The organism is Massilia eurypsychrophila, assembly GCF_002760655.1.
Lineage (GTDB): Bacteria > Pseudomonadota > Gammaproteobacteria > Burkholderiales > Burkholderiaceae_D > JAFCUW01.
The window spans coordinates 501762-515218 of record NZ_PDOC01000002.1; the positions used below are offsets into that span (position 1 = coordinate 501762).

General features: G+C 66.0%; 14 protein-coding genes. 2 read left to right on the forward strand and 12 right to left on the reverse strand.

What is annotated here, in order from left to right; all coding sequences use genetic code 11:
- Positions 1-14: 14 nt before the first annotated feature.
- The gene (locus tag CR105_RS05195) at positions 15-545 is read left to right on the forward strand and encodes a PEP-CTERM sorting domain-containing protein (protein WP_099787351.1); all 531 of its coding nucleotides are present in this window, start codon (positions 15-17) and stop codon (positions 543-545) included.
- 35 nt (positions 546-580) lie between these two features.
- Here the strand turns inward: CR105_RS05195 and CR105_RS05200 are convergent, their stop codons facing one another.
- The 11 genes from CR105_RS05200 to CR105_RS05250 form a co-directional block, all read right to left on the reverse strand.
- The gene (locus tag CR105_RS05200; protein ID WP_099787352.1) at positions 581-1633 is read right to left on the reverse strand and encodes a DMT family transporter; all 1053 of its coding nucleotides are present in this window, start codon (positions 1631-1633) and stop codon (positions 581-583) included.
- A complete protein-coding gene (locus tag CR105_RS05205) occupies positions 1634-2005 on the reverse strand; it encodes a hypothetical protein (RefSeq protein WP_099787353.1) in 372 nt (123 codons plus the stop codon).
- A gap of 59 nt (positions 2006-2064) precedes the next feature.
- Positions 2065-5163, reverse strand: a complete 3099-nt coding sequence (locus CR105_RS05210; RefSeq protein ID WP_099787354.1) for an efflux RND transporter permease subunit — start codon at positions 5161-5163, stop codon at positions 2065-2067.
- A 7-nt stretch (positions 5164-5170) separates the two neighbouring features.
- Positions 5171-6286 carry an efflux RND transporter periplasmic adaptor subunit gene (locus tag CR105_RS05215; RefSeq protein WP_099787355.1) on the reverse strand — a complete coding sequence of 372 codons (1116 nt, stop codon included), beginning with the start codon at positions 6284-6286 and terminating at the stop codon, positions 5171-5173.
- Between the two features lies 1 nt (position 6287).
- Positions 6288-6836, reverse strand: a complete 549-nt coding sequence (locus CR105_RS05220; protein ID WP_099787356.1) for a hypothetical protein — start codon at positions 6834-6836, stop codon at positions 6288-6290.
- Positions 6833-8044, reverse strand: a complete 1212-nt coding sequence (locus tag CR105_RS05225) for a TolC family protein (protein ID WP_099787357.1) — start codon at positions 8042-8044, stop codon at positions 6833-6835. The genes CR105_RS05220 and CR105_RS05225 overlap by 4 nt, the downstream gene beginning before the upstream one ends.
- A gap of 108 nt (positions 8045-8152) precedes the next feature.
- Entirely contained in the window at positions 8153-8425 is a 273-nt protein-coding gene (locus CR105_RS05230; protein WP_131021592.1) for a hypothetical protein, read from the reverse strand.
- A 148-nt stretch (positions 8426-8573) separates the two neighbouring features.
- Positions 8574-8954 (reverse strand): response regulator, encoded by a 381-nt coding sequence (locus tag CR105_RS05235; RefSeq protein ID WP_099787359.1) that lies wholly within the window; start codon positions 8952-8954, stop codon positions 8574-8576.
- Positions 8955-8979: 25 nt separating this feature from the next.
- Positions 8980-9159, reverse strand: a complete 180-nt coding sequence (locus CR105_RS05240; protein ID WP_099787360.1) for an oxidoreductase-like domain-containing protein — start codon at positions 9157-9159, stop codon at positions 8980-8982.
- Positions 9146-9922 (reverse strand): 5'-3' exonuclease, encoded by a 777-nt coding sequence (locus CR105_RS05245; RefSeq protein WP_099787361.1) that lies wholly within the window; start codon positions 9920-9922, stop codon positions 9146-9148. Before CR105_RS05245 ends, CR105_RS05240 begins: the two co-directional genes overlap by 14 nt.
- Before the next feature lie 10 nt (positions 9923-9932).
- Positions 9933-10604, reverse strand: coding sequence for a glutathione S-transferase (locus CR105_RS05250; RefSeq protein WP_099787362.1), 672 nt, complete (start codon positions 10602-10604; stop codon positions 9933-9935).
- 122 nt (positions 10605-10726) lie between these two features.
- On the opposite strand from CR105_RS05250, the gene CR105_RS05255 reads away from it, so the two are divergent.
- Positions 10727-12352, forward strand: coding sequence for an FMN-binding glutamate synthase family protein (locus CR105_RS05255; protein ID WP_099787464.1), 1626 nt, complete (start codon positions 10727-10729; stop codon positions 12350-12352).
- A gap of 93 nt (positions 12353-12445) precedes the next feature.
- Here the strand turns inward: CR105_RS05255 and CR105_RS05260 are convergent, their stop codons facing one another.
- On the reverse strand, positions 12446-13396 hold the full coding sequence (locus CR105_RS05260; protein WP_099787363.1) for a sce7725 family protein: 951 nt from the start codon (positions 13394-13396) through the stop codon (positions 12446-12448).
- Positions 13397-13457 lie beyond the last annotated feature (61 nt).

The following is a 13457-nucleotide window of genomic DNA, read 5'->3' on the forward strand; positions in this document are numbered from 1 at the left end:
CCTGGAAAAATATAATGAACAAGAAATTCCTGTCAGCATCCGTCGTTGCCGCCGTCGTACTCTTGAGCGCGATGCTTCCCGCGCAGGCTGCGCCAATCAACTACGCCTTGCGAAACGTAACTTTCACCGACGGCACCTCTGCCACCGGCAGCTTTGTATTCGACGCGGCGACCCACAAGTCGTCCGGTTACAGCATCGCCACCTCCCAGGGAACGTTGACGTCGTTTAACTGGGACCAAACGAATAGCGGCCTGTACTTCGGCGGCGGGGCCGGCCCGAACAATTTCACGATCATCACGACCAACGGCCGTCGCGCTTTCAACTTTTCCTTCCTGGATCCGTTCACGGATGCCGGTGGAACGAACCTCATCAATATCGCCAGCACCTACGAATGCTATAACTGCAGCCCGTTTCGCCGGGTGAACGGTGGCTCCGTCACCTCGATCGATGCGGTCGATGTACCGGAGCCGGGTACACTGCCGCTGGCGTTTGCGGCCATTGGCGTGCTTGGCTTCCTGCACCGCCGCCGGAATCAGGCCGCCTGATTTGGCGAGGCGGTAGCGCCGGTCACCGCGCCGGGTCAGTGACCATGTCGGTGATGGATATCCGGCGTATGCGCGTGCCCGTGCCTCAGTTCAGTGTGCGCATGCGCGTGGGTATGCGGCTCGGCGCCGTCCCACCCGTCTTCATGCTCGTGCTGGTGATGCCGGTCGTGGCGATGCGCATGCCCGTGCTCCATTGGCTCGTGCGTGTGGGCGTGCTCATGACGCTCGGTCAGGTGCAGCCAGATACCGGCCGCCATCAGAACAGCAGCCAGCCAAAACGCCGCGCCAGGCGTTTCGCCAAGCAGCACCAGCGACAGCGCCACGCCGATGAACGGCCCGACCGCGAAATACGCACCGGTGCGCGCCGTGCCGAGATGGCGCAAAGCGAGCACAAACAGCACCAGCGACAGCCCATAGCTGCAAAAGCCCAGCAAGGCGGCGACCAGCGTGGTGGCGACCGGCGGCAGCGCCTGGCCCAGTGTGAACGCCAGCACCAGGTTGACGCTGCCGGCGACCAGTCCCTTGACGGCGGCAATCTGCACCGCATCGCTGGCCGAAATCTTGCGCGTCAGGTTGTTGTCGATGCCCCAGCACAGGCAGGCGCCCAGGATAGCCAGGCCTGACCACGGTACGCCGCCCAGCGGCCCGCTCGGCCAGTTCAGCACGACGCTGCCGGCGACAATGAGCAGCATGCCGATGAATATGCGGCGATCGAAATTCTCCTTGAAGACGAACCACGCCAGTGCGGCGGTGAACACGCCCTCTGTGTTAAGCAGCAGCGAAGCGGTCGACGCCGCGGTGCTGGCCAATCCCGCCATCAGCATGATCGGTCCCATAATGCCGCCGAAAAGGGTCGCGCCCATCAGCCAGGGCCAATCGCGCGCCGTCAGGCGATCCGCGCGGGCACCCGCCGATTTGCCGGCAAGCGCGCGGGCGCCGTACCACGCGATCAGGCCGATCCCGCTGCCAAGATAAAGCAGCGCGGCCAGCATGATCGGCGGCGTTGCGCCGAGGAGGTTTTTTGCAAACGGCGCGCTGGCGCCGAACAAGATGGCTGCCATCAGCGCGTAAAGAACCCCTTGCTGCATTTACTTCACCGAAAAACGCACGCTGACCACGTCCTTGTTGGCGAACGTGACCGCCGCGACGGCCTTGTTGCCGCGTGCCAAACTGACGCCCTTGGCGACCAGCGTATTGCTGCCGGATGCTGCGAGCGGCAGCACCGATTTGCTGGCGCCCTGCAGCACCGTCAGCGAGCCGCTCATGCCGGCGGTCGGCAAATCCTTGCCATGATCGTCGACGTAAATGGTGGCGACGCCATCCTTGCTGACCAGTTCAAACGACAGGTCCCCCGCGCTTTGCACAATGCCGCCGTGTTTCGCTTTGCTGCCATGCGCCTGCGCGCCGCCGGCAAGGGCCAGGCTGAATGCCAACGTTGTCAGTCCAATTGCTTTCTTCATGCTGTTCTCCAAAATGGGGCGGCTCGAAATCGGGCGCCGCCGCTAGGCCCGGATGATTGTTAATAAGCGTCGGTGTCCGACGACGCCACCAGCGCTTCCAGTGGCCGGCGGCCGACCAGGAAAAAGATCAATGGCGTCAGCAGCGAGTCGAGGATCGTCGAACTGATCAAGCCACCGAAAATGACGACCGCCACCGGGTGCAGGATCTCCTTGCCGGGAGTGTCCGCCGCCAGCAGCAGCGGCAGCAGCGCGCACGCCGCCACCAGCGCCGTCATCACCACCGGCGTCAGGCGTTCGAGCGAGCCGCGCACGATCATCGGCCAGCCGAACGTCTCGCCTTCGAACTTGCACAGGTTGACGTAGTGGCTGACCTTCAGGATGCCATTGCGGGTGGCAATGCCGGCCAGCGTGATGAAGCCGACCATCGACGCCACCGACAGCGCGACGCCGGCGATCCACATCGCGATCACACTGCCGACCAGCGCGAACGGTATGTTCCCCATGATGACGAGCGCCAGCGTGGACGAGCGGTAGCGTGAATACAGCACCAGGAAGACCAAGGTCAGCGAACCAAGCGCCAGCCCGACCATCAGTAACTGCGCCTGCTCCTGAGCCTGGAACTGGCCCTCGACGCTGATGAAGTAACCGCCCGGCAGCGCAGTCGCCGCCACGTTCTTGCGCACGTCGCCGATGATGCGCGACATATTCGAGCCGTCGGTATTGGCGTACACCACGATGCGGCGGCGGCCGTTCTCGCGGCCGATCTGGTTCGGGCCGTCGCCCTCCTCGACCGTCGCGATCGACGACAGCGGGACCGGGCCGGCCGGGCTGTCGATCATCACGCGCGCCAGGTCCTGCGGCGAGCGGCGCGCGTCGGCCAGGCGCACCACCAGGTCGAAGCGGCGCGCGCCGTCGATGATCTGGGTCACGCGGGTGCCTTCGGCCAGCGACTCGAGCGCGCTCAGGACCTGGCCGGGAGCCAGGCCATGCTGGGCCGCCTTGCGATAGTCGATGCGCACCTTGATCTGCGGGATCAGCACCTGGCGTTCAACCGACAGGTCGACCAGGCCTTCAACGCTCGACAGGCGCTCGCGCAGGCCGTCGGCCAGCGCGCGCAAGGTGTCGATATCGTCGCCGTAGATCTTCAGCGCCACCTGCGCGCGCACGCCGGAGAGCAGATGGTCGAGCCGGTGCGAAATCGGCTGGCCGATCGCCACCGACGCCGGGATCGCGGCCAGCTGCGCGCGGATGCTCGCCATGATCTCCTCGCGGCTGCGTTGCGACGGCTTCAGGTCGACATCGAGTTCGGACGAGTGGACGCCTTCGGCGTGTTCGTCCAGCTCGGCGCGGCCGGTGCGGCGCCCGACACGGGTCACCTCCGGCACCTGGCCGATCAGCGTTTCGGCGAGCGCGCCCATACGGTTCGCTTCGGCCAGCGAGGTGCCGGGCGTGAAGGTCATCCCCATCACCAACGAGCCCTCGTTAAAGGCCGGCAGGAAGGCGCGCGGGAAGAACGGCACCGACGCCGCGGCGGCCAGCACCACGATCAGCGCCGCAGCCAGGATCGGCCGCACGCGCGCAAACGACCATTGCAAGGCGACGCTGTCCCACGCCTTCAGGCGCCGGATCAGCGGCGTGTCGCCCCGGTGCAGCCGCTTCATGCGCGGCAGCAGGTAGTAGGCCAGCACCGGCGTGACCGTCATCGATACCAGCATCGACGCCAGGATAGAGGCGATGTAGGCGATCCCCAGCGGGGCGAACAGCCGGCCTTCGATGCCGGGCAGCGCAAACAGCGGCACGAACACCAGCACGACGATGATGGTCGCGTAGACGATGCCGGATCGGACCTCGACCGACGCGTGCCAGATCACTTCGATCACCGACATGCCGGTTTCCGAGCGCTGCTTCAGGCGCCGCAGGATGTTCTCGACGTCGACGACGGCGTCGTCGACCAGTTCGCCGATGGCGATCGCCAGGCCGCCGAGCGTCATCACGTTGATCGACTGGCCGAGCAGGTGGAACACCAGCGCGGTAAGCGCCAGCGACAGCGGAATGGCGACCAGCGAAATGAGCGTCGTGCGCACGCTGAGGAGGAAAGCAAACAGCACCACCGCGACCATCAGCGCGCCATCGCGCAAGGCTTCGACGACGTTGCCGATCGACGCTTCGATGAAGTTAGCCTGCCGGAACAGCACCACCGGCGCGGCCAGCCCGGCCGGCAGCCCGGGCTTGAGTTCAGCGAGCGCCGTTTCGATGTCGCGCGTCAGGCGCACGGTGTCGGCGGCGGGCTGCTTTTGCACGCTGACGATGACGGCCGGTTTGCCGTTCATGCCGGCGTCGCCGCGCTTGAAGGCCGGCGCGTAGCGCACGCCGGCGACCTGTTCGAGCAGCACCGGCGCGCCGTTGCGGTAAGCGACCGCTAGGCCCTTCAGGTCGTCGAGCCGGTTGGTGCGGCCGAGGTTGCGGATCAGGTATTCGCGGCTGTTGAGGTCAATGAAGCCGCCGCTGGTATTGGCGGCGAAGCCGCGCAGCGACGCGCTGACCTGCTCGAGCGTGACGCCAAACTGCGCCATGCGCGCCGTATCGGGTTCGACCCGCAGCTGGCGCACCTCGCCGCCGATCGGCACCACCTGCGACACGCCGGCGATCGACAGCAGGCGCGGTCGCAGCACGAAGTCGGCGTACTCGCGCGCCTTCATCGGGTCGGTCGCGGTGACGTCGATCGGCAGCGCGATGAGCATGACTTCGCCCATGATCGACGACACCGGCCCCATCATCGGCGCGATCTTGCCCGGCAGTTGTTCCTTGACCAGCGCGATCCGTTCGGCGACCAGCTGGCGGTTGCGGTACGGGTCGGTGCCCCAGTCAAACTCGGCGTAGACGATCGACAGGCCGACGCCCGATACCGACCGCACGCGCGTCACGCCCGGCATGCCATTGAGCGTGGTCTCGATCGGGAACGAGACGAGCTGCTCGACCTCTTCCGGGGCCATGCCGCCGGCCTCGGTGAGCACCGTCACCACCGGCTTGTTCAGGTCGGGGAAGACGTCGACCGGCGTGTGCCAGGCGGTGAAGGCGCCGTACAGCATCAACAGCAGTGCGGCGGCCAGCACCAGCAGGCGGTTCCTCAGGCTGAAGCGAACGATGTAGTTGAACATGGGCCGCCTACCTGATCTGGTTGATCAGCGCGGCGCCGGAGACGACCACCCGGTTGTCGGCGGTCAGCCCTTTCGTCACCACCACTGTGCGACCATCGAGCGCGCTCGCCTCCACCGGCAGGGCGATGAAGCGCTGGGCGCCGGACTTGATCCAGACTACCGTCTCATTGGCCGGGTTGCGGGCCAGTGCTTCGGCCGGCAGGGCGATGCCCTTCACCGTGGTGTTGAGCTTGACGAGGACGGTGACCGGCTGGCCGACCGCCAGCGCGAGGTCCTTGCCGGTGGCGCGAAAGTTCAGCGGCAAGGCGCCGTCGCGCAAGGCGATGGCCCCGCCCAGCAAGGTCAGCGCCACGTCCGGCGCCTGCACCAGGCTCGCGCTGCCGATGCGGCCTGCCAGGGTCACGTCGGTCGATGTCGCCTCGACCAGCAGCCGGCGCGGATCGACGATCTCGAACAACACGTCGCGCGATTCGACGATCTGGCCGTTGCGCACACTCGCGCTGGCGATGACGCCGGTGGCCGGCGCGACGATCGGCTCGGCGCCGCCAATCGACGCGGCGACCGCGCGCTGGCGGCCGATGGTGCCGGCCAGCTCCGCCCTGGCCGCATCGACTTCCTTGGCCGGCACCACGCCTTCGAGCGACTCGAGGCGGCGCACCCGCCGTTCGAGCAAGCCGCGATTCGCGTTCAGTTCAGCCAGTTGGGCGGCCTGGTTGCCCCGTTCAATCGCACTGGCCACAGGACGCAGGCGCGCCAGCACCTGGCCCTTGCGCACCTGCTGGCCGGCCACCGGCAGGCCATTCGGGCCGGGCTCGATGCTGCCCGAAAAAGGCGCCTGCACGCGGCCGCCGGAATTCGGATCCATGCCGGCGCGGCCATTCAATTCGACCGTGTGCGGGTATTCGCCCTGCTGCGCCATCAGCGTGCGGATCGCCATGCGGCGCTGCGCCAGCTTGGGTACATTGACGCTGCCGTCGGGCAGCCGCGCCAGCGCGCCGGCGCTGCCGGATGCCTGGGCGTCGAGGTGTTCGCCGTTGGGGCCATGCGCGCCGGGCGAGGCGATCGCGGCGACGGTGACGGCGGCCAGCAGGCAGGCCGCGAGGTAATTGGTAGGCTTGTTCATGTCATTGATCCTTGCGTTGCGCGCGGGCGCGGAAAATCACGGCCGTCAGCAGTAGGGTTGCCAGCAGCGCGCCGCCGAGCCACCAGGCCCAGGCAGGGGCGCCGTGATCGTCGTGCGGCGCCGGGGCGGCCACAACGAGCGTGCCTTCCAGCAGATCGCTCTCTTCGCCGGCGACCAGCGTAAACAGCAGCGCGTGCTTGCCGGGAGCCGACAGCGCCTTGAGCAGCCGGGCGTCGTCGAAGGCGTAATCGCCCATGTCGGGATGGAAGGTCGCTTTGGCCTTCAGGTTCTTGTACTGCACCTCGAGCTGGCCTTTGAGCACTGGCTCGTTGGTCTCGTAGCGGTCGATCAGCACCGACAGTTCGCCGCCCGACAGCTGGCCGACCAGTTCGAACGCCTCGGTAAACGTTTCAACGCGCGGCGCGGCGCCGCCGTTCGCCGCGGCGGCCGGGCCGTCGAGGTGCTCGCCGTTCGGCCCGTGGGCGCCGGGCGAAGCATGGACGGGCGCGATCGCCAGCATGGCGACCAACATCAGGGACAGCAGTTTCATGGCAGGATTCCTCGGACTTGATTGAGTTGGGCGTGCGCCAGGCCAAGCGCGACACGCTGCTGGCGCACCGTCATGCCGGCTTCGTGCGACAGGATGCGGGCACGCAGCATTTCGGCCAGGCCGCGCTCGCCGACGCGGAACGCCTTGTCGATCAGGGCGGCGTGTTCGCGCAGCGCCGCGGCGCGCGCGACGGCCGCTTCGAGTCCCTCGCGCACGTTCGACAGCTGTTCCAGCGCGTGGGCGACGTCGGCGTCGATGCCGGCCTGCGCCTGCGCTGCCTCGGCCGCGGCGGTGGCGATCTGGGTCTGCGCCAGCGCCTCGACGGGGCGGTTGCGCGCCGCGCTGCCGAGCGGGATCTGCAGGGCGACGCCGACGCTGCGCTCGGGCGCCGGCAGGGCACCCTTCTGCTCATGGCGGTACGACAGACCGATGGTCGGCGGCGCACTGCGGGTGGCCTCGGCAACCCGCAGTGCGGCCTCCGCCCGACGTTCGGACGCGCGCGCCGCGCCCAGGCGCGCATTGAACGGCTCAGCCACCTCCGCAATTGTCTCCGGTTCGAGCCGCGGCAGCTCGCGCAGGCCGGTCAGCACGCGAAAGCGGGCCAGCGCTTCGCTCGCCTTGGTCGCCGCCTGCGTCATGTCGATGCGCGCGCCGAGCGCTTCCTGTTGCGCCAGCAGGCCGTCGCTGCGCGCCAGGTCGCCGGCCTTGACGCGGCGCTGCACTTCCTCGGCCAGCTCTTGCAGGTGCTGCAGGTGGTCGCGCTTTTCGATCAGGACCTCCTCGGCGGCGGCCGTTTCCCATGCGCGTTGGCGCACTTCGCCGGCGACGGCCAGCCTGGCCTGGCGAAGCTGCGCGGCCAGTTCCTCGGTGCTGCGCACGGCCAGCGTCTCGCGCGCCGCCCGCTGGCCGGGCAGCCAGACTGACGCCGACAGCGACACTTCCGATTCGCGCTGGTCGCGCTGATCGGTCCAGCGGTCCGAGCGCTGCGCCAGCCCCAGCGTGGGCGACGCGGCAATCCAGGAGCGGGCCGTGGCGCCGGCCGCCTCGACTTCGCCCTGGCGCGCTTCGAGCGTGCGCGCGGGGACAGAGCGCAGCCAGGCGCTGTCGACGGCGCTGGCCAGGGTGGCGCCTTCGGGCGCCGCGGCGGCCGCCCCCGGCAAGACGAGAACGGCCACGGTAAACAACAGGTGCAGGCGAAATGCGCGCATGGTTACTCCATCAGGTGACGAACAGGATCACCGAGGGCGAGCGCACCGGCGCGGCAAAACGTCGCGCGCCGATCAATTCAATGGTGAGTGCAGTACTCCCTCGGCAGCTTAACCGAGGGCGTGGGCAGGGGGACGCAGGGGACTGTCGAGGAAGGGATCAGGGATAAAGCGGGCGACGGCGTCCTCGGTCGCGCGGCTGGCCGGTTGCGGCGCGAGCGCGGCCAACGGTGCTGTCAGGAACGCCAGCTGCGGCGACGACGAGTGGTCGTGGATATGCCGGGCCGACTCGTCGGAATGGTCGTAGTGCACCGACCCGTCGGCATCGTGATGATGCTCGGTGCCGTCTTCGTGCGCTGACTCGTGGGCGACGCTGAACTCCATTGCGCTCGTGTATGGCGAGCCAAATTGCATAGCAAAGCTTTGCAATGGCAGGCATACAAGCAGCAGTAAGCAGATGAGTAGACGCACGAGAAGTCCTTGAAGATCAGCTAAATTATAGCAGGCGCGGACAGGCACGACCCCGGCCCGCCTAACCCTGCTGCTTCCTGATCATCGCCAGCACGGTGCTGCGGATCGTCTTGAGCACCGCGTCTGCCTTGAACGGCTTGACGATGAAGCCGTGCACGCCGCGCGCCAGCGCCGCCTGCAAGGTGGGCGCGTCGAGCGCGCCGGACAGCATGAAGATGATGGTCTTGGGCAGGTTGGCGCGGATCTGTTCGACGATCTGCTCGCCGTCCTCCATCTGCTCGCGGGCGATGCAGATCAGCTGCGGCCGGAACTTGAGCGCCAGCGCGTAGCCCTGGCTGCTGGTGTGGGTCTGCCCGACCACGCCGTAGCCGCCGTCGGTGAGCACGCTGTTGAGCAGGTCGCGCGACAGCGCGCTGGTGTCGACGATGACGGCTTTCAGCATGGGCAGCCTCCCGCGGTATCAGTGTTCATTCGGATTTACCTTTTGCGTCCTGGCGCGCCTGCCAGCGTTTCAGTGACACCTGGTACAGCGCCAGCTCTTCTTCGTACAGGTCAAATATGCACGGCACGCAGCCGCTGCGGCAGCACTCGTCGCTGTGCGGGCGCACCGGCGGCTGCGGCTTCGGGTCGTCGCTAGAACGATTCATACGCCAGCATCTTCCACGTCACGCCGAGCGGCACGTCGATCTTGAGTTGCACCAGCTTGCGCGACAGCGCCAGTATCTCACGCTCGGCGCGCAGCCTCTCGCCGATCGGCGTCTTCAGGATGCCGGCGCCGGCCATCACCGCGTCGACGTCGCCGTACGCGTTGAGCAGCTTGGCGGCGGTCTTCATGCCGACCTTCGAGACGCCTGGCACGCCGTCGGTGACGTCGCCCATCAGCGCCAGCAGGTCGACCAGCAGTTCCGGCGCGACGCCGAACTTGTTGCGCACCCAGGCGTCGTCGTGCCACTCGCCCTTGAAATGGTCCCATACCAGCGCGCCGTGCGCGATCAGGCCGTGCAGGTCCTTGTCGGTGGAGGCGATGATCGCTTCGCCGCGCCCTTCCGACAGCCAGCGCATCACGCCGGTGCCGATGACGTCGTCGGCCTCGACGCCGGGCAGCATCAGCACATGCAGGCCTTCGCCGGCCAGGCTGGCGTGAAAACCGGGCAGCGCCTCGCGCAGGAACGACGGCATCGGCGCGCGCTGCTCGCGGTAGCGCGGATACAGTTCATGGCGCCAGGTCGGTCCGCCGAAATCGAACGCCGCCAGCACGTGGCTCGGTTCGTGCGCGGCGAGCAGCTTGCGAAACGACGACAGCGCGTGGCGCAGCGCGACCGCAGCCTTGTCGGCCGAATCGGGCTCTGGAGACGCTTCGTACACGCGCCGCACGATATTGAGTCCGTCGATGGCGAGCAGCTTGCCCATCTGGCCGTTCCTATTTGACGAAATCGTACTTCCCGCCGCGCTCGAGCGCGCGCACGTAGGCGGGGCGCGCGTGGATGCGGTCGAGGAAAGCCATCAGCTTCGGATGTTTTTCGCCGAGGCCGCCGCGCGAGGCGGCCGCTTCCAGCATAAAGCTGAGCTGCACGTCGGCGGCGGTGAAGACGTCGCCGGCGAACCACTTCGCCTTGGCCAGTTCGGCTTCAAGGTAGGCCAGGTGCTGGGCGATCTGCGGCATGATGTAGGTACCCTTGACCTTCTGCGCGATGCCGCGCGCGATCGGCTTGACGAAGAACGGCATCGGACTCGATTCGACGCGGTCGAACACCAGCTTCATCAGCAGCGGCGACATCGCCGAGCCTTCGGCGTAATGCAGGAAGTAGGTGAAGCGCAGCTTGTCGGGCGTGCCGGCGGCGGGGATGAGGCGCCCGTTGCCGTAGCGCTCGAGCAGGTACTCGATGATGGCGCCAGATTCGGCCACGGTGGAGTCGCCGTCGGTGATCACGGGCGACTTGCCGAGCGGATGAATGGCGCGCAGTTCGGGCGGCGCCAGCATCGTCTTCGGATCGCGCTGGTACTTCCTGATCTCGTATTCGAGCCCGAGCTCCTCGAGCAACCAGAGGATGCGCTGCGAGCGCGAATTGTTGAGGTGGTGGACTACGATCATCGTGTGCTTTCGCCATGGGGAATGGGCGCAAGCTTAGCATTGTTGGCCGCAGTTGGCGCGGCCGGTATGGCCGTGCTGGAAACGGAGTACACTCGTTGCGCCTTGATCCCAGGAGTATGCGCATGCCGTCCTTCCCTGCCCGCTACCTCGCTTTGCTGAGCGCCGCCTTCGTGTTCGTCCTGTCGCTGGCGATCGCCGCGCTGCACGCGGGGCACAGCTGGTGGCTGGCGGTGCCGAGCGGCGCGCTGACCTTGGTGGGCATCGTCGACCTGCTGCAAACGCGCCAGGCGCTGCGCCGCAATTATCCGATCCTGGCGCACTTCCGCTACTTCTTCGAATCGATCCGGCCGGAGATCCGCCAGTACTTCCTCGAAGACGATACCGACGCCAGGCCGTTCTCGCGCAACCAGCGCAGCATCGTCTACCAGCGCGCCAAGGTGGAAACCGACAAGCGCCCGTTCGGCACCCAGCTCGACCTGTACCAGGCCGGCTACGAGTGGATCAATCATTCGATCCGGCCGGCCGACATCGCCGGCCACAACTTCCGCATCGAGATCGGCAACCATCCGGACTGCCCGCGCGCGCAGCCTTATCAGGCCAGCGTCTTCAACATCTCGGCGATGAGCTTCGGTTCGCTGTCGGCCAACGCTATCCTGGCGCTCAACGCCGGCGCCAAGATCGGCGGCTTCATGCACGACACCGGCGAAGGCAGCATCAGCCAGTACCACCGCGTCAACGGCGGCGACCTGGTATGGGAGATCGGTTCCGGCTACTTCGGCTGCCGCAACGACGACGGCAGCTTTTCGGAAGAGCGCTTCGTCGCCAACGCGGCCAACGCGCAAGTGAAGATGATCGAAGTGAAGCTGTCGCAGGGCGCCAAGCCGGGACAAGGCGGCATTCTGCCTGGCGCCAAGGTGACGATCGAAATCGCCGCAGCGCGCGGCGTGCCGCCGGGACGCGACTGCCTGTCGCCGTCCAGCCACTCGGCGTTTTCGACGCCGGTCGGCCTGCTCAATTTCGTCGAGCGGCTGCGCGTTCTGTCGGGCGGCAAGCCGACCGGCTTCAAGCTGGCGATCGGCCATCCGTGGGAGTTCTTCGCCATCGTCAAGGCGATGCTGGCAACCGGCATCACGCCCGACTTCATCGTCGTCGACGGCGGCGAAGGCGGCACGGGCGCCGCGCCCGTGGAGTTCTCGGACCACGTCGGCACGCCGCTGCAGGAGGCGCTGCTGCTGGTGCATAACACGCTGGTCGGCGCCGGCCTGCGCGAGCGCATCAAGATCGGCGCGTCCGGAAAAATCGTCACCGCGTTCGACGTCGCCCGCACCATCGCGCTGGGCGCCGACTGGTGCAACTCGGCGCGCGGCTTCATGTTCGCCCTCGGCTGCGTGCAGTCGCAGACCTGCCACACCGACCGCTGCCCTACCGGCGTGGCGACCCAGGACGCGCAGCGCCAGAAGGCGCTCGACGTGCCGGACAAGACCGCGCGCGTGGCCCACTTCCACCAGAACACGATGAAGGCGCTGTCCGAACTGATCGCCGCGGCCGGCCTGACCCACCCGTCGCAGCTGAAACCCCACCACATCGTGCGGCGCGTCTCGCCCAACCAGGTCAAGCTGGCGTCGGCGCTGCTGCCCTACCTGACGGCGGGCGAACTGCTCGACCCGGATCAGCTGCGGCGCCTGCCGCCGGTGTTCGGCCTGTACTGGCCGATCGCGCAGGCCGAGTCGTTCCAGCCGCTGGCATGACAGGCGACAATGCCATGGAAAGTTGACTGGCGCTAGAGCCAGCCAATGCAGCTTTTTCTGCGGTGCTGGCGCAAAAGTTTTATTGTCACAGCCTCAAGCACCCGTTACTAACAAATCGTTCATGCGAGCAATGTGGTGCAAAATTTGCCGCTCCTTGTTCTTCCCTAATCCCGGAAAGTGACCAATTAGGTGGTCATCGAAATACGCCGCCAGTGCCTTGTTTTTTCCAAACTCTTGTTCACGTCCACTATGCTCGGCAGCTAACTTAGCGACGGCCTCTAAGAATTTGCTTTCAGGGCTTCCCGCCAATACATCGACCTCGTCGGATACGAAATGTTCGATCCAAATATCTCCATTCGACGAATTCTTGTATGTCACATGGATTGCAACGGCGCCTGGCGGCCCGCCACCCAACTGCACTTCGCTTCCGGTGATAGTGTAGTCGCCGAACCCCGTCCCGAACTGCGAGAACGTCTTGTGACTGTCGGTGAAGTGTTCGCGGCCTGCGTAGTCGGCATTCCGGATTTTCTTGTTGAATTGATCTACGATGTGCACGATTTTCGAGGTAGGCAAGGCGCCTAGCTGAGCCCCTGTGATCTTTCCTTGAAGTACGACATGAAACTTTACGTTTGGAGCTGAAGACAGAATTTGCATATCCGCATCGTTTAAACCGCTGTTTGCATAGAGAAGCGCAATATTGCGGTCACCGTACCTCGTCAGAAAAGCCTGGATGTGCCCCATCGCGACCCCGGGCCGGCATTGAAAACCTGGGATCACAGTCGGATAGGCAGCGATCGCCGCATCAACCTGCTTCATCCATTCCGAACCAGCCCCGCCTTGTAATTCACCTTGGCAGGGATTTATAACTACTATCATTTGTTGTCCATTCTTACCAAGCGTCTCCATGCATTTGACAAAACCGCTAGGTTTTTGAACGATAGGCTCCACGATGGGGACGACGGCCCCGGCTTCCAAGCAACTACTGCTGGAACTTCGCAAGGCAAGTAGTTCTGACTGGCGGCCATAAACGTAAGGAAAGTACATAAACTGCTCCGATCACGGTGGCGGCGATTATCGCCATTAGCCTGCCGTTTAAGAGCAATTT